This is a genomic window from Methylopila turkensis, assembly GCF_027922325.1.
In the GTDB taxonomy this organism is placed as follows: Bacteria; Pseudomonadota; Alphaproteobacteria; order Rhizobiales; family Methylopilaceae; genus Methylopila; species Methylopila turkensis.
On sequence record NZ_BSFL01000001.1, the window covers coordinates 600962 to 620159 of the forward strand.

General features: G+C 70.0%; 17 protein-coding genes and 1 pseudogene. 13 read left to right on the top strand and 5 right to left on the bottom strand.

Going from position 1 to position 19198, the window contains the following annotated elements; genetic code table 11:
- Positions 1-3: 3 nt before the first annotated feature.
- Positions 4-738, bottom strand: a complete 735-nt coding sequence (locus PKE78_RS02800; protein WP_271199323.1) for a cytochrome c biogenesis CcdA family protein — start codon at positions 736-738, stop codon at positions 4-6.
- A 236-nt stretch (positions 739-974) separates the two neighbouring features.
- Between PKE78_RS02800 and PKE78_RS02805 the strand changes: the two genes are divergently transcribed.
- From PKE78_RS02805 to metH, 11 genes and pseudogenes are all read left to right on the top strand, one after another.
- Complete coding sequence (locus PKE78_RS02805) at positions 975-2516, top strand: peptide ABC transporter substrate-binding protein (protein ID WP_428981237.1); 1542 nt, start codon at positions 975-977, stop codon at positions 2514-2516.
- Positions 2517-2562: 46 nt separating this feature from the next.
- On the top strand, positions 2563-3483 hold the full coding sequence (locus PKE78_RS02810) for an ABC transporter permease (protein WP_271199325.1): 921 nt from the start codon (positions 2563-2565) through the stop codon (positions 3481-3483).
- Positions 3476-4594, top strand: a complete 1119-nt coding sequence (locus PKE78_RS02815; protein ID WP_271199326.1) for an ABC transporter permease — start codon at positions 3476-3478, stop codon at positions 4592-4594. Before PKE78_RS02810 ends, PKE78_RS02815 begins: the two co-directional genes overlap by 8 nt.
- Positions 4595-4702: 108 nt before the next feature.
- Positions 4703-6355, top strand: a complete 1653-nt coding sequence (ettA, locus tag PKE78_RS02820; RefSeq protein ID WP_271199327.1) for an energy-dependent translational throttle protein EttA — start codon at positions 4703-4705, stop codon at positions 6353-6355.
- 16 nt (positions 6356-6371) lie between these two features.
- On the top strand, positions 6372-6719 hold the full coding sequence (locus tag PKE78_RS02825; RefSeq protein ID WP_271199328.1) for a DUF6717 family protein: 348 nt from the start codon (positions 6372-6374) through the stop codon (positions 6717-6719).
- A 16-nt stretch (positions 6720-6735) separates the two neighbouring features.
- Entirely contained in the window at positions 6736-7524 is a 789-nt protein-coding gene (gene tam / locus PKE78_RS02830; protein ID WP_271199329.1) for a trans-aconitate 2-methyltransferase, read from the top strand.
- A gap of 76 nt (positions 7525-7600) precedes the next feature.
- A complete protein-coding gene (locus PKE78_RS02835) occupies positions 7601-8197 on the top strand; it encodes an MOSC domain-containing protein (RefSeq protein WP_271199330.1) in 597 nt (198 codons plus the stop codon).
- A gap of 72 nt (positions 8198-8269) precedes the next feature.
- Positions 8270-9292 carry an ArsR/SmtB family transcription factor gene (locus PKE78_RS02840; RefSeq protein WP_271199331.1) on the top strand — a complete coding sequence of 341 codons (1023 nt, stop codon included), beginning with the start codon at positions 8270-8272 and terminating at the stop codon, positions 9290-9292.
- Positions 9292-10203 carry a methylenetetrahydrofolate reductase [NAD(P)H] gene (gene metF / locus PKE78_RS02845; RefSeq protein ID WP_271199332.1) on the top strand — a complete coding sequence of 304 codons (912 nt, stop codon included), beginning with the start codon at positions 9292-9294 and terminating at the stop codon, positions 10201-10203. Before PKE78_RS02840 ends, metF begins: the two co-directional genes overlap by 1 nt.
- A gap of 60 nt (positions 10204-10263) precedes the next feature.
- Positions 10264-10527: a hypothetical protein gene (locus tag PKE78_RS02850; protein ID WP_271199333.1), complete on the top strand. Its 264-nt coding sequence runs from the start codon at positions 10264-10266 to the stop codon at positions 10525-10527.
- A gap of 37 nt (positions 10528-10564) precedes the next feature.
- Positions 10565-14331: pseudogene (gene metH, locus PKE78_RS02855) on the top strand (methionine synthase).
- Positions 14332-14570: 239 nt separating this feature from the next.
- On the opposite strand, the gene PKE78_RS02860 reads toward metH, so the two are convergent.
- Together PKE78_RS02860 and PKE78_RS02865 are read right to left on the bottom strand one after the other, a co-directional pair.
- On the bottom strand, positions 14571-15107 hold the full coding sequence (locus PKE78_RS02860; RefSeq protein WP_271199334.1) for a GNAT family N-acetyltransferase: 537 nt from the start codon (positions 15105-15107) through the stop codon (positions 14571-14573).
- 148 nt (positions 15108-15255) lie between these two features.
- Complete coding sequence (locus PKE78_RS02865) at positions 15256-16191, bottom strand: ferric iron reductase (RefSeq protein ID WP_271199335.1); 936 nt, start codon at positions 16189-16191, stop codon at positions 15256-15258.
- A gap of 300 nt (positions 16192-16491) precedes the next feature.
- On the opposite strand from PKE78_RS02865, the gene PKE78_RS02870 reads away from it, so the two are divergent.
- On the top strand, positions 16492-17187 hold the full coding sequence (locus PKE78_RS02870) for a GntR family transcriptional regulator (RefSeq protein WP_271200053.1): 696 nt from the start codon (positions 16492-16494) through the stop codon (positions 17185-17187).
- A gap of 195 nt (positions 17188-17382) precedes the next feature.
- Here PKE78_RS02870 and PKE78_RS02875 read toward each other — a convergent pair whose 3' ends face one another.
- Positions 17383-17751 (bottom strand): DUF1127 domain-containing protein, encoded by a 369-nt coding sequence (locus tag PKE78_RS02875; RefSeq protein ID WP_271199336.1) that lies wholly within the window; start codon positions 17749-17751, stop codon positions 17383-17385.
- A gap of 186 nt (positions 17752-17937) precedes the next feature.
- Between PKE78_RS02875 and PKE78_RS02880 the strand changes: the two genes are divergently transcribed.
- Positions 17938-18831 carry a LysR family transcriptional regulator gene (locus tag PKE78_RS02880; RefSeq protein ID WP_271199337.1) on the top strand — a complete coding sequence of 298 codons (894 nt, stop codon included), beginning with the start codon at positions 17938-17940 and terminating at the stop codon, positions 18829-18831.
- A 10-nt stretch (positions 18832-18841) separates the two neighbouring features.
- Here the strand turns inward: PKE78_RS02880 and PKE78_RS02885 are convergent, their stop codons facing one another.
- Positions 18842-19192: an ArsC family reductase gene (locus tag PKE78_RS02885; protein ID WP_271199338.1), complete on the bottom strand. Its 351-nt coding sequence runs from the start codon at positions 19190-19192 to the stop codon at positions 18842-18844.
- Positions 19193-19198: the final 6 nt, after the last annotated feature.

Consider the following 19198-nt stretch of genomic DNA (forward strand, 5'->3'; position numbering starts at 1 on the left):
GCCTCACCCCAGAGTCGCGAGCCCCGGAAAGGTCTCCAGCAGCCAGAACGAGGCGGTGGCGGTGAAGCCGGTCAGGAAGGCGATCCCGGTCAGCACGAGCAGCCCGCCCATCACCTTCTCCACCGTGCCGAGATGGGCGCGGAAGCGCTTCAGAAAGCCGACGAAGGGCTTCATCGCCAGCGCCGCGATGAGAAATGGCACGCCGAGGCCCGCCGCGTAGACCGCGAGCAGCCCGGCGCCATGGGCGACCGTCGCCTCCGAGGCCGCGACCGCGAGCACCGCCGCGAGCACCGGCCCGATGCACGGCGTCCAGCCGAAGGCGAAGGCGAGCCCCATGACATAGGCGCCCCACGGCCCGACCGGCTTCTCGACCTGCAGGCGCGTGTCCCGCATCAGGAAGGGGATGCGGAACAGGCCGAGGAAGTGCAGCCCCATGACGATGATCGCGACGCCCGCCACGGTGGCGAGCAGCGGCGCGTTGCGCAGCAGGAGCTGGCCCATCACCGAGGCGGTGGCGCCGAGCGCCACGAACACGGTGGCGAAGCCCGCCACGAACAGCGCGGCGGCGCCCAGCGTGCGCGCGGTCACCGCCCGCGGCGCGTCCTCCGCCGTCAGCTTGTCGAGCGTGGTGCCGGCGAGGAAGCAGAGATAGGGCGGCACCAGCGGCAGCACGCAGGGGCTGAGGAAGCTGATCGCGCCGGCCGCGAACACGGCGGGAAGGGTGACGTCCGAGATCATGCCATGCTCCGGAGGCCGCGACGGGCGGCCGTGAGGCGGACTGCCGTAGCGCGGCGCGCGGCGAAACGAAAGCCGGCGCGCCGACGCGCCGTCGAACGTGAAGCTCGCGGCGCCGCGCCGCCTTGCGACGCAGCGCGGCCCTCTCCTACCATCGCGCTTCGCCCCCTGCAGGATCGGAGGCCGACATAAGAGCCCTGCGCGCGCTGCGGCGACTTCTCGCCGGCCTCGTCGTCGCCATGGCGCTCGGCATGCCGGCGCAGGCGCTCACCGTCTACGACCGCGGCAACGCCGGCGAGCCGGAAACGCTCGATCCGCACCTCGTCTCGACCGTGCAGGAGGCGAACCTGATGCGCGACCTGTTCGAAGGCCTCACCGCCCACGACGCCCGCGCGGAGGTGACGCCCGGCGCGGCGGAGCGCTGGGAGGCCTCCGACGACGGTCGCACATGGACCTTCATGCTGCGGCCGGACGCGCGCTGGTCGAACGGCGATCCGGTGACGGCGGAGGACTTCGTCTATTCGCTCCGCCGCATCCTCGATCCGGCCTTCGCGGCGAAATACGCCAACCTGCTCTACCCGATCCTCAACGCCGAGAAGGTCAACAAAGGCGAGGCGCCGAAGGAGGCGCTTGGCATCGCGGCGCGCGACGCGCGCACGCTGGAGATCCGGCTCGAACGGCCGACGCCCTACTTCCTCGAGCTGCTGACCCACCAAACGACCTACCCCGTGCACCGCGCGAGCATCGAGCGCTTCGGCCGCGACTGGGTGAAGCCCGGCCGCATGGTGACGAACGGCGCCTATCGGCTCGCCGAGAACCTGCCGAACGACCACATCCGGCTGGAGAAGAACCCGTTCTTCCACGCCGCCTCCGAGGTCGCGATCGACGTGGTCAACTACGTGCCGCTGGAGGACCGAGGCGCGGCGCTCCGGCGCTTCCAGACGTCTGAGATCCAGTCCTACGACGACGTGCCGGCGGAGCAGATCGCCTTCATCCGCCGCACCCTCGGCGACCAGCTCCGCATCGCGCCCTATGTCGGCGTCTACTATTACGCCGTGAACGTACGGAAGGCGCCCTTCGCCGATCCGCGCGTCCGCCGCGCGCTCTCCATGGCGCTCGACCGAGAATTCATCGCCGAGAAGGTCTGGGCCGGCACCATGCTGCCGGCCTATGGCTGGGTGCCGCCGGGCTTCGACGGCTACGCCCCTGTCGAGGCGTCGTGGCGGGCGATGTCCCAGCTTGAGCGGGAGGACGCCGCGCTCGCGCTGCTGAAGGAGGCCGGCTTCGATCCCGACGGACAGCGGCTCGAGGTCGAGATCCGCTACAATTCGGGCGAGAACCACCAGAACACCGCGACCGCGATCGCGGACATGTGGAAGGCGATCGGGGTGGATGCGCGGCTGATCAACGCCGACGGCAAGACCCACTACGCCCACCTCCAGAACCGCGGCGACTTCGACGTCGCCCGCGCCGCCTGGATCGCCGACTACCGCGACCCGCAGAACTTCCTCTTCCTCGGCCTCAGCGACAATGTCGGCTTCAACTATCCCGGCTGGAACAGCCCGCCCTACGACGCGCTGGTGAAGGCCTCCGACGACATGGCCGACCCGGCCGAGCGCCTCGCGACGCTCCGGAAGGCGGAGGCGATCCTGGTCGACGAGCAGCCCATGATCCCGATCCTGTTCTACGCCTCCAAGGCGCTGGTCTCGCACCGGCTGAAGGGTTGGGAGGACAACGTCATGGACATTCATCCCACGCGCTATCTAAGGCTGGAGCCGTGAGGATTCCGCCTACTCCGGGACGTCGTTTCCGTCTGCGGCGCGCGCGATGATCGCCTTCGTCCTCCGCCGCCTGCTCTGGGCGATCCCGACGCTGTTCGCGGTGGTGACGCTGTCCTTCCTGCTGATGCGGTTCACGCCCGGCGGGCCGTTCAACGCCGATCAGGCGCTCGCGCCCGCGGTGCTCGAAAACCTCAAGCGCGCCTACCGGCTCGACCAGCCGCTGATCGTCCAGTACGGCGACTATCTCGCGCGGCTTCTCCAGGGCGACCTCGGCCCGAGCTACAGCTACCGCGACTTCACCGTCACCGAGCTGTTCGCCCGCGCCCTGCCCTATTCGCTCCAGATCGGCGGCGCGGCGCTCATTCTGGCGCTCGTCCTGGGCGTCGGGCTCGGCGCGCTCGCGGCGAAGCGCCAGGGCTCCGCGCTCGACGCGGCCGTGACCACGCTCTCGGGCCTCGGCCTCACCGTGCCGAGCTTCGTCATCGCGCCGCTGCTGTCGCTGGCGTTCGCGGTCTGGCTCGGCTGGCTGCCGGCGGCCGGCTGGGGACAGGGCGCGCTTAGCCACAAGGTCCTGCCCGTGGTCGCCCTCGCCCTGCCGCAGATCGCGGCCTTCGCGCGGCTGACGCGGGCCGCGACCATCGAGGCGCTGAAGGCCGACCACATCCGCACCGCGCGCGCCTACGGCCTGCCGGAATGGCGGGTGACGGCCCACGCCCTGCGCGCGGCGGGCGGCCCGGCGCTGTCCTATCTCGGTCCGGCGGCGGCGGCGCTGCTCACGGGATCCGTCGTCGTGGAGACCATCTTCGGCATCCCCGGCGTCGGGCGCTACTTCGTGCTGGGCGCGCTCAACCGCGACTACGCGCTGGTGATGGGCACGGTGGTGCTGGTCGGCGTCTTCGTCGTCCTGTTCAACCTGCTCGTCGACCTCGCCTACGCCGTGCTCGACCCGCGGATCCGGCATGACTGACGCCGTGCTCGCTCCTGCGCCCGCGCGGGGCGGGCTCACGCGTCGCGCGCTCGGGCGCCTGAAGCGCGATCCGGTCGGCCTCGCGGCGCTCGGCCTGCTGGCCGCGATCGCCCTCGTCTGTCTCGCCGGGCCATGGTTCTCGCCGCACGCGTACGACCGCGTCTACCGCTCCTACGTGCTGGTTCCGCCGAGCCTGCAGCCCTATCCCGAGCCGGCGACGCTGGAGGGCGCGCTGCGCTCGGCGCTGGCGCGCGGCCGCGTGGAGCTGACGCGGCTGACGATCGACGGCGACCGCTTCCGCGCCGATATCGCGGGCGCCGAGCCGATCGACCCACGGGTGCTGCGCTACGTCGAGCGCGCCGACGAGTTCCGCGACGCGCGGCTCGCGGAGACGCGCGACGGCGGGCGGAGCGCGGTGATCGAGGGCCACGTGAACCGCGTCCGCTTCCTGATGGGAACCGACGCCAACGGGCGCGACCTGCTGGCGCGCATCCTCGCAGGCGGCCGCGTCTCGCTCGCGGTCGGGCTGCTCGCCACGCTGACGAGCCTCGTCATCGGCGTCGCCTGGGGCGCGGTCGCGGGCTTCGTCGGCGGCCGGACCGACGACGTGATGATGCGGATCGTGGACGTGCTCTACGCCCTTCCCTTCGTGTTCCTCGTCATCCTGCTGGTGGTGACCTTCGGACGGAACTTCGCGCTGCTGTTCCTCGCGATCGGGGCGATCGAGTGGCTCGACATGGCCCGCATCGTCCGCGGCGAGACGCTGCGGCTGAAGCGGCGGGAGTTCGTGCAGGCCGCCCGCGCGCTGGGCGTCTCGGAACGCCGCATCCTGCTGCGCCACATCCTGCCGAACATGGTCGGGACGGTCGTGGTGTTCGCCACGCTGACGGCGCCCAAGGTGATCCTGCTCGAAAGCTTCCTGTCGTTCCTTGGGCTCGGCGTGCAGGCGCCGCTGACGAGCTGGGGCGCGCTGATCGCGCAGGGCGCCGGCAGCCTGCAGGGCGCGCCGCACTTGCTGCTGTTTCCCGCCGCCTTCTTCGTGGCGACGCTCTCCGCGCTCAACGTGCTCGGCGACCGCCTGCGCGACGCCTTCGATCCCCGGGAGAGGTGAGGCCCCCCTTCCGCGCCGGAGAGCGCCGCGCTAAAAGGCCGCCAACCCACGACATCCCCGCGCCGGCCGCGCCGCCGCGCGCGCCTTCCACGCGAGCTCGAAAGCCCCATGGCCCAGCGCGAATTCATCTATCACATGGCCGGCGTCTCGAAGGCCTTCGGGCCCAAGAAGACGCTCGACAACATCCACCTGTCCTTCTACCCGGACGCCAAGATCGGCATCCTCGGCCCGAACGGCGCCGGCAAGTCGACCCTGCTGAAGATCATGGCGGGGATCGACAAGGAGTTCACCGGCGAGGCCTGGGCCGCCAAGGGCGCGAGGATCGGCTACCTCGAGCAGGAGCCGCAGCTCGATCCGAACAAGACGGTGCGCGAGAACGTCATGGAGGGCGTCGCCGCCAAGACGGCGATCCTCGAGCGCTACAACGAGCTCGCCATGAACTACTCGGACGAGACCGCGGACGAGATGACGGAGCTTCAGGACCGCATCGAGGCGCTCGGCCTGTGGGATCTCGACAGCAAGGTCGAGCAGGCCATGGACGCGCTCGGCTGCCCGCCGGACGACTGGGACGTCTCCAAGCTCTCGGGCGGAGAGAAGCGCCGCGTGGCGCTGTGCAAGCTGCTGCTGGAGGAGCCGGAGCTGCTGCTGCTGGACGAGCCGACCAACCATCTCGACGCCGAGACGGTGAACTGGCTCGAGAACCACCTCCGGAACTACCCCGGCGCGATCCTGATCATCACCCACGACCGCTACTTCCTGGACAACGTGACCGGCTGGATCCTCGAGATCGACCGCGGCCGCGGCATCCCCTACGAGGGCAACTACTCCTCGTGGCTGGTGCAGAAGCAGAAGCGCATGATCCAGGAGAACCGGGTCGAGGAGGCGCTGCAGCGCACGCTCAAGCGCGAGCAGGAGTGGATGGGCAACAGCCCGAAGGCGCGCCAGGCCAAGAACAAGGCCCGCATCCAGCGCTACGACGACCTGGTGGCCAAGGCCTCCGAGGCGGGGCCGACCTCCGCGCAGATCGTCATCCCGATCGCAGAGCGCCTTGGCGCCAACGTGGTGGAGTTCGACGGCCTGTCCAAGGGCTTCGGCGACAAGCTGCTGATCGAGGACCTGTCCTTCAAGCTGCCGCCCGGCGGCATCGTCGGGATCATCGGCCCGAACGGCGCCGGCAAGACCACGCTGTTCCGCATGATCACCGGCCAGGACAAGCCGGACAAGGGCGAGATCAAGGTCGGCGACACCGTCCATCTCGGCTATGTCGACCAGTCCCGCGACTCGCTCGATCCCAATAAGAACGTCTGGGAGGAGATCTCGGGCGGCACCGACGTGATCCACCTCGGCAAGCGCGAGGTGAACTCCCGCGCCTATGTCGGCGCCTTCAACTTCAAGGGCGCGGCTCAGCAGAAGAAGGTCGGCGACCTCTCGGGCGGCGAGCGCAACCGCGTCCATCTCGCCAAGATGCTGAAGTCGGGCGCCAACGTCCTGCTGCTCGACGAGCCCACCAACGACCTCGACATGGAGACGCTGCGCGCGCTCGAGGAGGCGCTGGAGGACTACGCCGGCTGCGCGGTCATCATCAGCCATGACCGCATGTTCCTGGACCGCATCGCGACGCACATGCTGGCCTTCGAGGGCGACAGCCACGTCGAATGGTTCGAGGGCAACTTCCAGGACTACGAGGAAGACAAGAAGCGCCGCCTCGGTCCCGACGCGGTCGAGCCCAAGCGCATCAAGTACCGCCAGTTCGCGCGGTGAGATGGGCGTAAACCCGATGGCGAACGCGATGATGGTGATCTATCCCTATCGCGATCGCGACATGTGGGTGTTTGACGACGAGGCGACGGGGCTCGTGAAGGAGCCCTTCGTCTTCGGCGTGCCGGAGATGATCGACGCCGCCACGGCGACAATTCCCGATGCGGCTCAAGGCTTTCGGCTCATCTTCTCCGCCAAACCGTTTCCAGGTTATCAGCACGAGCTGCTGTGGGTGCGAGAGGAGTACGAAGGCAACTGGTACCGTTGGAGATCGACCGGGCAGGAAGGCTGGCTCTGCCCGGCCTTGTTCAAGTATTTCGACGCCGCGCCCGCCGCGATCTACTGCCGGATGGAGCCGTCCTCCTGAGGGAGGCGGAAGTCATATGACGTTGAAGGAAGACTGGTCCGCCGCGCGCTATCTGCGCTTTGCGGATGAGCGCACCCGGCCTGCGGCGGAGCTGCTGGCGCGCGTTCCGCTCGCCGCGGCCCGGCGCGTGGTCGACCTCGGCTGCGGTCCCGGAAACTCCACCGAGCTGCTCGCGCGCCGCTTTCCCGACGCGGAGGCGATCGGCGTCGACTCCTCGTCCGACATGCTGGCGGCGGCCCGCGCGCGCCTGCCCTCCGCCCGCTTCGTCGAAGCCGACATCGCCCATTGGACGCCGGACGAGGCGGAACGGCCGGACGTGATCTTCGCCAACGCCGCGCTGCAGTGGCTGCCGGACCACGAGACGCTGTTTCCGCGCCTGCTCCGCGCCCTGGCGCCCGGCGGCGTCCTCGCCGTGCAGATGCCGGACAACCTGCAGGAGCCGTCCCACGTCGCCATGCGCGAGACCGCGCTCGACGGCCGGTGGCGGGACAGGCTGAGCGCCGCCACGGCGTCGCGCGCGGTCCTTCTGCCCCTGGAGCGCTACTACGACCTGCTGACCGGCGCGGGCGCGACGGCGGACGTCTGGCGCACCACCTTCGCCCATCCGCTCGACGGGCTGGCGGCGATCGTCGACTGGCTGCGCGCGACCGGGCTCCGGCCGTTCGTCGCGCCGCTCGACGCCGCCGAGCGGGCCGCCTTCGAAGCCGACTACCAGCGGCGCCTCGCCTCGTTCTACACGCCCCGCGCCGACGGCAAGGTCCTGCTGCGCTTTCCGCGTCTGTTCATGGTGGCGAAAGCCCGTTGACCCCGCGCCGCCCTTCGCCGAGATCTTCCGCGACGCGATGCCGCCCGTCGCCGCCTGATGCCCTGAGAAGGCTCCGATGACCACCGACCTGTTCGGCGAGATCGCCATCCATCCGGGCCGCCGTATCGCCGGGCGGCTCGTGGACGTGCTCGCCACGCCGAGCCCCGACACGTTCGAGACGGCCCCTGTCGCGCGCCTCGCGCTCGGCTTCGAGGGCGTTCCGGGCGACCGCCACGCCGGCTTCATCCGGCCAGCGGGGGGCCGGGAGCCCTGGTACGCGCGGGGAACGGAGATCCGGTCCGGCCGGCAGCTGTCGATCGTGTCCGTCGAGGATCTGGCGGAGGTCGCCGCGGCGATGGGGCTCACCGAGGTGGCGCCGGCCTGGATCGGCGCCAACATCGTGATCCGCGATGTCCCCCGCCTGTCCTTCCTGCCGGCCGGAACGCGCCTGTTCTTCGACGGCGGCGCGGTCGTGGTGGTCGAGGGCCAGAACGCGCCCTGCCGCTTCGCCGGCGCCGCGATCGCCCGGCGCACCGGCGCGGCGAGCGCCGAGCTGGGCTTTCGCGCCGTGGCCCGCAGGCTGCGCGGGGTGGTGGCGAGCGTCGAGCGACCGGGCGCGATCGAAGCCGGCGGCGCCGTCGCGGTGAAGATTCCGGAGCAGTGGATCTACTGAGCCAAGTGCGGAGGGCCCCGCGCCTGAAAAGGCGCATTGCATCGGCGGCCAGACCGATATAAAGACATCTTTATGTCTTTTATCGACGCCTCGTCACGGATCGGCCTCGACGCCGCGCTCGCCGCCCTCCGGGCCGCGGCGGAGCCGACGCGGCTGCGGGTGCTCGCCCTGCTGGCCGAAGGCGAGCTGACGGTGTCCGACCTCACCGACATTCTTGGCCAGAGCCAGCCGCGCATCTCGCGGCACCTCAAGCTGCTGGTCGAGGCGGGACTGGTCGAGCGCCGGCGCGAAGGCGCCTGGGCGTTCTTCGGGCTCACGGAAATCGCGCCGATCAAGCAGGCGACCGTGGCCGCGCTCGACCGGCTCGATCCGGCCGACGCGGCGCTCGCGCGCGACCGCGAGCGGCTGGCCGAGGTCCGGGCCGCCCACCACGACGCCGCCGCCCGCTACTTCAGCGCGCAGGCCACGCGGTGGGACGGCGTGCGCAGCCTGCATGTGGCCGAGACCGCGGTGGAGCGGGCGATCCTCGACATCCTCGGCGACCGCCGCGTCGAGACCGCGCTCGACCTCGGCACCGGCACCGGCCGCGTGCTGGAGCTGCTCAGCCCGCAGGTCGGCCGCGCAATCGGCATCGACAGCAACCGCGACATGCTTTCTCTCGCGCGCGCCAATCTCGCCCGCGCCGGCGTCGCGAACGCGCAGGTGCGGCAGGGCGACATCTTCGCGCTTCCAGTTCCCGCGGACAGCTTCGACCTCGTGGTCGTGCACCAGGTGCTGCACTTCCTCGACGACGGCGCCCGCGCCGTCCGCGAGGCCGCGCGCGCGCTCAGCGCCGGCGGGCGGCTGCTGATCGTCGATTTCGCGCCCCACGGCATCGAGGAGTTGCGCGAAGCCCACGCCCACCGAAGGCTCGGCTTCTCCAACGACACGATGGCCGGCTGGCTTTCGGCGGCCGGCCTCGACGTCGTCGCCCATATCCAGCTGCCGCCGCCCGACGGCGCCGCGGACAAGCTCACCGTATCGCTGTGGCTCGCGCGCGATCCCAGGATCGTCGCCGACGCGCCGCTCTCTCCCTCGAAACTCGAGGTGGCATGATGCCCAACCAACGTCTCTCCCGCGCCGGGCGCCGGCCGATCCGCGTGTCGTTCGAATTCTTTCCGCCCAAGACGCCGGAGATGGAGGAGACGCTTTGGCGCTCGGTGGAGCGGCTCGCGCCGCTCGGGCCGACCTTCATGTCCGTCACCTACGGCGCCGGCGGCTCGACCCGCGAGCGCACCCACGCGACCGTCGCCCGGATGGTGAAGGAGACCGACATCCCGCCGGCCGCGCACCTGACCTGCGTGTCCGCGACCCGCGAGGAGGTCGACGCGGTCGTCGACGGCTACCGCGAGGCCGGCGTCCGCCACATCGTGGCGCTGCGCGGCGATCCCGCCGGCGGCGTCGGCTCGACCTTCGAGCCGCATCCCGGCGGCTACGCCTCCACCGCGGACCTGATCTCCGGCATCCGCCGGCGCGCGCCGGAGATCGAGATCTCCGTCTCGGCCTATCCCGAAAAGCACCCGGAGAGCCCGAGCGTCGAGGCCGATTTCGACGTGCTCAAGGCCAAGGTCGACGCCGGCGCGACGCGCGCCATCACCCAGTTCTTCTTCGACAACGGCCACTACCTCCGCTACGTCGACCAGGCGCGGGCGCGCGGCATCCACATCCCGATCGTGCCGGGGATCGTGGCGGTTTCGAACTTCCGGCAGACCGCGAACTTCGCGACCCGCGCCGGCGCCACCGTGCCGGACTGGTTCGCCGCGCGCTTCGACGGGCTTGAGAACGATCCGCAGACCCGCCAGCTCATCGCGGCCGCGGTCGCCGCGGAACAGGTTTTCGACCTGGTCGATCACGGCGTGAAGGACTTCCACTTCTACACCATGAACAAGGCCGACTTGGTCTACGCCGTCTGCCACCTGCTGGGCCTTCGGCCGGATTCGGCCGCGGCGGGGGCGGTCGCGGCGTGACGCCCCGTGCATTTGAATGGAATGGCGCCATCTTAAGGGAAGAATCACGGAGCTTCCAAAATGGCCGAGCCCGATAACCTGGTTCTGACGCTACTGCGCGAGCTACGGCGCGACATGAATACGCGGTTTGATGCGATCGACGCCAAATTCGAGTCGCGTTTCGACGGGGTCGACTCGCGGTTCGCCGGACAGGACAAGAAGCTCGACGCGATCCGCGAAGCGTTGAAGAGCGAAACAATTCTCGGCCGCTACGTCGTGAACGGCGTAGACGACCGGCTGGACGCGATTGAGAAGCGCCTTAAGGCGCTGGAGACCGCCAAGTAAGGCGGCCCTACCGGACTGAAAGGTGAGCGTGATAACCATGACCGACACCGAAACCACGATCCGCACGCTCGCCGCCGAGCGCATTCTCGTGCTCGACGGCGCCATGGGCACCATGATCCAGCAGCGCAAGTTCTCGGAAGAGGACTTCCGCGCCGAGCGCTTCAAGGACTGGGGCCATGACCTCAAGGGCAACAACGACCTTCTGATCCTGACCCAGCCCGACGCCATCCGCGACATCCATCTCGAATACTTCCGCGCCGGCGCCGACATCGTCGAGACCAACACCTTCTCGTCCACGACCATCGCCCAGGCCGACTACGGCATGGAGGCGCTCGCCTACGAGCTGAACGTCGAGGGCGCGAAGCTCGCGCGGCAGGCGGGCGACATCGCGGCCAAGGAGGACGGCCGCCCGCGCTTCGTCGCCGGCACGCTCGGGCCGACGAACCGCACGGCGTCGATCTCGCCGGACGTGAACAATCCGGGCTTCCGCGCCATCACCTTCGACCAGCTCGCCGAGGCCTATGGCGAGGCCGCGCGCGGCCTGCTCGACGGCGGGGCGGACCTGCTGCTCGTCGAGACCATCTTCGACACGCTGAACGCCAAGGCCGCGATCTTCGCGATCGAGGAGCTGTTCGCCGAGCGCGGAATCCGCGTGCCCGTGATGATCTCCGGCACGATCACCGACCTGTCCGGCCGCACGCTTTCGGGCCAGACGCCGACGGCGTTCTGGAACGCGCTGAACCACGCGCGGCCGATCTCGTTCGGGCTGAACTGCGCGCTCGGCGCCAAGGAGATGCGCGCCCACGTCGCCGAGCTGTCGAAGGTCGCGAACACGCTGATCTGCGCCTACCCGAACGCCGGCCTGCCGAACGAGTTCGGGCTCTACGACGAGAGCCCGGAGGCGATGGGCGAGCTCGTCGGCGAGTTCGCCTCGTCCGGCCTCGTCAACATCGTCGGCGGCTGCTGCGGCACCACCCCCGCCCACATCGCCGCGATCGCGCAGGCGGTGAAGGGCAAGGCGCCCCGCAAGGTCCCGGACGTCGCGCCCAAGATGCGCCTGTCCGGCCTCGAGCCGTTCGAACTGACCGCCGCCTGACGCCTGACCCTCACGACGGATCGCCCATGACCTCCGCCGCCTCCCGCTTCGTCAACGTCGGCGAGCGCACCAACGTCACCGGCTCCGCCAAATTCCGGAAGCTGATCACCAACGCCGACTACGCCGCGGCGCTGGACGTGGCGCGCGAGCAGGTGGAGAACGGCGCGCAGATCCTCGACGTGAACATGGACGAGGGCCTTCTCGACTCCGAGAAGGCGATGACGGAGTTCCTGAACCTCGTCGCCTCGGAGCCGGACATCGCCCGCGTGCCGGTGATGATCGACAGCTCCAAGTGGTCGGTGATCGAGGCCGGCCTGAAGTGCGTCCAGGGCAAGCCGATCGTGAACTCGATCTCGCTGAAGGAAGGCGAGGAGAGCTTCATCCATTACGCGCGCAAGGTGCGCGCCTACGGCGCCGCCGTGGTGGTGATGGCGTTCGACGAGCAAGGACAGGCCGATACCTTCGCGCGCAAGACCGAGATCTGCGCCCGCGCCTACAAGATCCTGACGAGCCAAGTCGGCTTCCCGCCGGAAGACATCGTGTTCGACCCGAACGTGTTCGCGGTCGCGACCGGCATCGAGGAGCACGCCAACTACGGCGTCGACTTCATCGAGGCGACCAAGTGGATCCGCGAGAACCTGCCCCACGCGCACATTTCGGGCGGCGTCTCGAACCTCTCCTTCGCCTTCCGGGGCAACGAGCCGGTGCGCGCGGCGATGCACTCGGTGTTCCTCTACCACGCCATCGCCGTCGGCATGGACATGGGCATCGTCAACGCCGGCGCGCTGCCGGTCTATGACGACATCGACCCGGAGCTGCGCGAGCTCGCCGAGGACGTCGTGCTCAACCGCCGGCCGGACGCGACCGACCGGCTGCTCGCCGCGGCCGACAAGTTCAAGGGCGGCAAGCAGGAAGCGCGCGTCGTCGACACCAAGTGGCGCGAACAGCCGGTGAAGAAGCGGCTGGAGCACGCCCTCGTCCACGGCATTACCGAGTTCATCGAGGCCGACACCGAGGAGGCCCGCGCCGCGTCCGAGCGTCCGCTGCACGTCATCGAAGGCCCGCTGATGGACGGCATGAACGTCGTCGGCGACCTGTTCGGCTCGGGCAAGATGTTCCTGCCGCAGGTGGTGAAGTCGGCCCGCGTCATGAAGCAGGCGGTGGCCTACCTGATGCCGTTCATGGAGGAGGAGAAGCGCCTCAACGGCGGGACCCAGCGCTCCAACGCCGGCAAGATCCTGATGGCGACGGTGAAGGGCGACGTCCACGACATCGGCAAGAACATCGTCGGCGTCGTGCTCCAGTGCAACAATTACGAGGTGATCGACCTCGGCGTCATGGTGCCGGTGCAGAAGATCATCGCCGCCGCGCGCGAGCACAACGTCGACGTCATCGGCCTGTCCGGCCTGATCACGCCCTCGCTAGACGAGATGGTGACGGTCGCCTCCGAGCTTGAGCGCGAGGGCTTCGACGTGCCGCTGCTGATCGGCGGCGCCACCACCTCCAAGATCCACACCGCGGTGAAGATCCATCCGGCCTATGAGCGGGGCCAGGCGGTCTATGTTCTGGACGCCAGCCGCGCGGTCGGCGTGGTGTCGCAGCTGCTGTCCAAGGAGGGCGGCGCCGCGGCTTACGTCTCCGACATCCAGGCCGACTACGCCCGCCTCGCCGAGCAGCACGCGCGGGCGCAGGAGGACAAGGTCCGCTCCCCGATCGCGGCCGCGCGCGAGAACCGCCTGGTGATCGACACCGCGCGCGTTCAGCCGAAGCCCAGCTTCCTCGGCACCAAGGTGCTGAAGAACATCCCGCTCGAGACGCTGATCCCCCACATCGACTGGACGCCGTTCTTCGCGACGTGGGAGCTGAAGGGCCGCTATCCGGACATCCTCACGGACGCGAAATACGGCGAGGCCGCGAAGAGCCTCTACGACGACGCCACGGCCATGCTGCGCCAGATGGCGCAGGAGAAGTGGCTGGAGGCGCGCGCCGTCATCGGCTTCTGGCCGGCCGCCGCCCGCGGCGACGACATCGTGCTGTTCAAGGACGAGACCCGGACCGAGGAGCTCGCCACGCTCCACACGCTGCGCCAGCAGATGGCGCGCGGCAAGGACCGGCCGAACCTCGCGCTCGCCGACTTCGTGGCTCCGGAAGATTCGGGCGTGCCGGACTATGTCGGCGGCTTCGCCGTCACCGCCGGCATCGGCGAGGAGGCGGTGACGCAGCGCTTCGCCCGCGCCAACGACGATTACGGCGGCATCCTCGCCAAGGCGCTCGCCGACCGTCTGGCGGAGGCCGCCGCGGAGTGGATGCACGCCGAGGTGCGCAAGGTGCACTGGGGCTACGCCCCCGACGAGGCGCTCTCGAACGAGGATCTGATCGCCGAGAAATACGACGGCGTCCGCCCCGCTCCCGGCTATCCGGCCCAGCCCGACCACACCGAGAAGGGCACGCTGTTCGAGCTTCTCGACGCGCCCGAGGCCATCGGCCTGACGCTGACCGAGAGCTACGCCATGTGGCCGGGCTCCGCCGTCTCCGGGCTCTATTTCAGCCACCCGGAAAGCCGGTACTTCGGCTTGGGCAAGATCGACCGCGACCAGGTCGCCGACTACGCCGCCCGCAAGGGCTACGCGCTCGCCGACATGGAGAAGTGGCTCGCCCCGGTGCTGAACTACGACCCCAACCGCGCGGCCAAGCTCGCCGCGGAGTGAGGACGCCGGGCGTCATCCCGGCCGCAGCGAAGCGGAGAGCCGGGACCGTCGTCCGCAGGGGCGCGCTCGCGGCCCGGGCCGCACTCCGCCGTCGTCCTCCGGCTTGACCGGAGGACCCATCGCCGACGTCGAGCGCCACGCCGGACGTGGATGGTGCGGTCGAGCCGGACCATGACGAGCTTCATTCTAAAAACGGTCCCGGATCCACCTTCGGCCGTCCGGGATGACGCCGCGGCGCTTCACGCCCCCGCGTGCATCGCCGCGGTCCGACGGTAGAGCGCGTGCGGCAGGCCGGCGTGCTCGAACGGCTTGTCATAGGCGAAGGCGAGCCGATCGATCACCGCGAGCGAGTGCGTGTTGGCGACGGTGGTGAAGGCGACGATCTCCGGCAGGCCCAGGTTCTCGAAGCCGAGCTGCAGCGCGGCCGCGCCGATGCGCGTGGCGTGGCCGCGGCAGCGCATGCGCGGCGTCAGCGCGTAGGCGAGCTCGACCGTGCGCTCGCCCGCGACCTCGCAGCGGCGGATGCCGGCCCAGCCGGAGAAGGAGCCGTCGCGCATGTCGCGCAGGAACCAGAGCCCGAAGCCGGCGTCCCGCCAGTGCGCCCTGGCCCGCGCGATGAAGCTCGACGCGGCGTCGCTGGAGCGGACGCCGCCGAGCGTCGTCATCACGGCGGGGTCGGCGAACACCGTCGTCAGGTCCGGCAGGTATCCGTCATGGGGCACGTCGCCCAGGACGCCCTCGATCTCGAGGATCGTCGGATAGCGCTGGCCCAGCATCGCGCGCTCCTGTCTCGCCGTCTCTGGCGGCGTCGTCGCGGGGCGGCTCCCCGCGTAGTCCTAGAAGGACATTGGCGGATCGTGGCGCCATCAAGACCGCGTGAGAACAGAACTTGAGTCTATTCAAGGCGTTTTTGGCCCTTGCGCTTCAGCGCGCCTCGCGCGCCGCGGCGCCGGCGCAAGCGGCCTCGCCGAGCCGAAGCCGGAACGCCGCCAGCATGCGCGCTTCGCGCTCCCGCGCATCGAGCATCACGCAGCTTCCGCAATAGCTCCCGCCCTCGACGGTGTAGTAGCGGCAGCACCCGCCGCGGACGCAGACGTTCTCGCTGGCGATCGGCCGGTCAGGCGCGGACGAATGAACCAGGTCGAAGCGGGCGAAACGCATCTGCGGGTTGTTCAGCGGCGAGCCCGGACGCTTCAGGACGCCAAGCGCGTCGCGCTTAGCGTCCTCCACCCGGCCGAGCGCCTCGCCCACGCCGAGGAAGGCCATCGCGACGGCGTCGCCCACGAGCCGCCATAGCGCGCCGCGGGACAGCCCGCCATAGCCGTGCAGCCATTCGACCAGCGGCGCGAGATGCGCTTCGAGCGCGATACCGACATGCCCGGCGAGCGCGGCGCGGTCCGGCAGGAGCACGGCGCCCGCGACGCCGGCATGGGCCGGATCGACGGTCGCGAAGCTCGGCGATGACAGCCGCAGATGCATGCGCTCGCCGGGCGCGTCGCGGCCGCCATACGCCATGACGTAGCGCTCGAGCCGGAAGCCGATGCGGTCGGCCGACAGGTCGAAGGCGACGCCGTGCGCCACCACGCCCAGGGCGAGCGGAACCGCCAGCGCATAGGCGTGTCCGCCGATGAGGTAGGCGGATTGGCCTTTCTCGTCGAGATCGGCGGCGTAGGACCGCTGATGGGCGAGCAGCCGCTCCATGGCGGACCGGTCCGGGCCCCAGAGCCGCGCCAGGGGCGCCCACTCCCCGGACATCGGCCCCACGCTCAGCGGCGCCGGGAGATCACGGCTCGCCAGAGCCGCCGCAAGGCGTTCGAGCGGGCTCGGCCCGGAGGTTTCTGCTGGCTGTAGCGACGACATCGAACTCCGGCGGAGCTGAACCACGCGCTTCTATAACGTCGCATGGGGGTCGCGTCACCGACGGCGTCGGCGCCGCCGCCGCGCCTTTGGGGCTCTTCTGGACTGCACGATTGCGTGGACGCCCATGCTCCTGCTCGCCTTTCGCCATCTTTCGTGCACCGTATAATGACGTATTGGTACGGCGCGCGTTTGCGCGCGACCGGCCTTTTCCATGTTCGCCTGTCCGGAAGCGCCTACGTTTTGAGCGACGCCCCTAACCTGTTCAACCTTCTCCGCCTGCGCGACGACACCGCGCGGCCCATGTATCAGCAGCTGGAGGAGCAGCTCGCGGCGCTGATCAGCGCGGGCGTCGTCGCGGTGGGCGCCACCCTGCCGGCCGAGCGTCGGCTCGCCGAGGACCTCGGCGTCAGCCGCACCACCGTGCAGCGCTGCTACGACGCGCTGCGCCGCCGCCGGATGCTGAGCGCGCACGGCCGGCTCGGCTACCGCGTCGAGGCGGTGGAAAGCCGGCTGAAGCCGGGCATGGAGCGGCTGAAGGGCTTCACCGAGGAGATGCGCGAGCTCGGCCGCACGCCGTCGTCCGAGGTGCTGGAGCAGGACGTCGCCACCGACCGCTCGATCGCCTCGATCTTCGGTTTGCCCTCGGCCGCCCCGCTGCTCAAGCTGGTGCGCGTGCGGCTTGGCGACGGCATGCCCTTGTCGGTGGAGAAGGCGTGGTACGACGTCTCCGCGGCGCCGGCGCTGGCCGAGGCCGACCTCAGCGGTTCGGTCTACGCGCGGCTGGCCGAGAACGGGCTGACCCTGACGCGCTGCGAGCAGACGATCGAGGCGGCGGCGCCGGACGAGCGCGAGAGCGCGATCTTCGGCTTCGAGGAGCCCCTGCCCTGCCTGCTGATCCGTCGCCGCTCCTATGACGGCGGCGGCCGGATGATCGAGTATGTGGAAGGCCTGTTCCGCGGCGACGCCTACGCCTATCGCCTGACGCTCAACGCCTGATTCGAGCCGGAACCGCCGCGGACGCCCTCGGGCGCGATCCGTTTGTCATCCGACAAACTTTTCCCGCGGTGTTTATGGCTCTGTTTTGGACGCTGCGACGATCGGCGGCGGCCTCTCAAACGACCGTAGGACGGCCGGGACATCGCCATCGGGCGAGGTCCCGGCCGCCCCGCGGCGGGTCATATGGGCGGGGCGTCAGTCGGCGCAGGCTTCCCGCGACCGGGCGCCTTCGACGCGGGTTTCGCGCGCCGCCGCGATCCGGCCGCGCCGCCACCGCACGTGATCGCGTTCGGCCGCCCGGCGCTCGATCGCGAGCGCCGACAGCCGGAGCGTGGGGTCCCGCCACATCGGCTCGGAGGCGGCCGAGGCGACGTCGCCGCGCGACAGGCCGAGATCCGCCAGCATGCGATCGTCGAAACGCGCGAGCTCGCGCAGGTCGTTGCGACGGCGCCAGGCCACGGCGACGGCGGCGGCGCGGCGCATGACGTCGCGGGCCACGAAGATGGCGACCTTGGCCGGAGTGATCCGGGCGGTCTTCAGGCTCTCGAGCGACATCAGCGACATTGCGACCTCCTCATCGTCCGGGCGGCGTGATCCATCCGTCGCGACGATTCGTGGTCCGGCTCATCCGCACCACCCGAAACCGCCGCAGCCTCCCGGGAACGACGCGACCATGCCCGAGGCCGATTGATCAGTGAAACGAATGTTTCTAATATGGGTCATCATATCCCGTGATGCTCAGAGGCGCCGATGACTGCCCTGCTGGATGTCGACCAACTGAAGACCTTCGTCGCGATCGTGGACACCGGCTCGTTCACCCGCGCTGCTGACGTGGTGCACAAGACCCAGTCGGCGGTGTCGATGCAGATGAAGCGGCTGGAGGAGCGGGTCGGCCGGCCGATCTTCGCGCGCGACGGCCGCGGCGCCAGGCTGACCGAGGACGGCGAGCGCCTGCTCGACTACGCCCGGCGCATCGTCCACATCTCGCGCGAGGCGGTGTCGGCCTTCGCCGACGACGCCCTGACCGGGCGGGTGCGGCTCGGCGTGCCGGACGACTACGCCGAGCGCTACCTGCCCGAGATCCTGGCGCGCTTCTCCCGCTCCAACCCGAGGGTGGAGGTGTCGGTGGTGTGCGAGCCGACGAGCCATCTCGTCGGCTTCATCGAGCGCGACGACCTCGACCTCGCCATCATCACCCACGCGTCGCGCAAGCCGGTCGGCGAGATCATCCGGCAGGAGCCGCTGCTGTGGGTGACCTCCCAGCGCGCCATGGTCCACGAGGAGGCGGTGATCCCGCTCGCGCTCGGCACCGCCGCTTGCGAGTGGCGGGAGACCGCGATGGCGCAGCTCGAGGCGGTCGGCCGCGCGAGCCGGGTGCTCTATTCGAGCTGCAACTTCACGGCCGTCGGCTCCGCCGTGCTGGCGGGCCTCGCGGTCTCCGTGCTGCCGGAGTCCGCGCTGCGGCCGGGCATGCGCATCCTGAACCAGGCCGACGGCTTCCCGCCGCTGCCGACCTGCAAGATCGCGCTGCTGAAGAACGCCGGCTCGCTGACGGAGACCGCGCAGGCGCTCGCCGACCACATCGTGGCGAGCCTCGACAACCTGTCGGCGTCCTACGAGAGCGCGGCGATCGCGGCGGAATAAGCGCGGACGATTAGCCGGCGAACAGCTCGGCGTAGCGCTCGGGTTTGAAGCCCACCACGGGCTCGCCCTTGCCGGTCAGCACGGGCCGCTTGATCAGGCTCGGATGCGCCGCCATCAGCCGGAGCGCCCTCGCTTCGTCGAGGCCTTCGCGATCGGCGTCGGGAAGCTTGCGGAAGGTCGTGCCGGCCCGGTTCAGCAGGGTCTCCCAGCCGACCTGCCGCGCCCAGTCCGCGAGCGTCTCCGGCTGGATTCCGGCGGCCTTGTAGTCATGGAACGCGTAAGGGACGCCGCGCGCGTCCAGCCAGGCGCGCGCCTTCTTCATCGTGTCGCAGTTCTTGATGCCGTAGACGGTCACCCCCATCGCGCC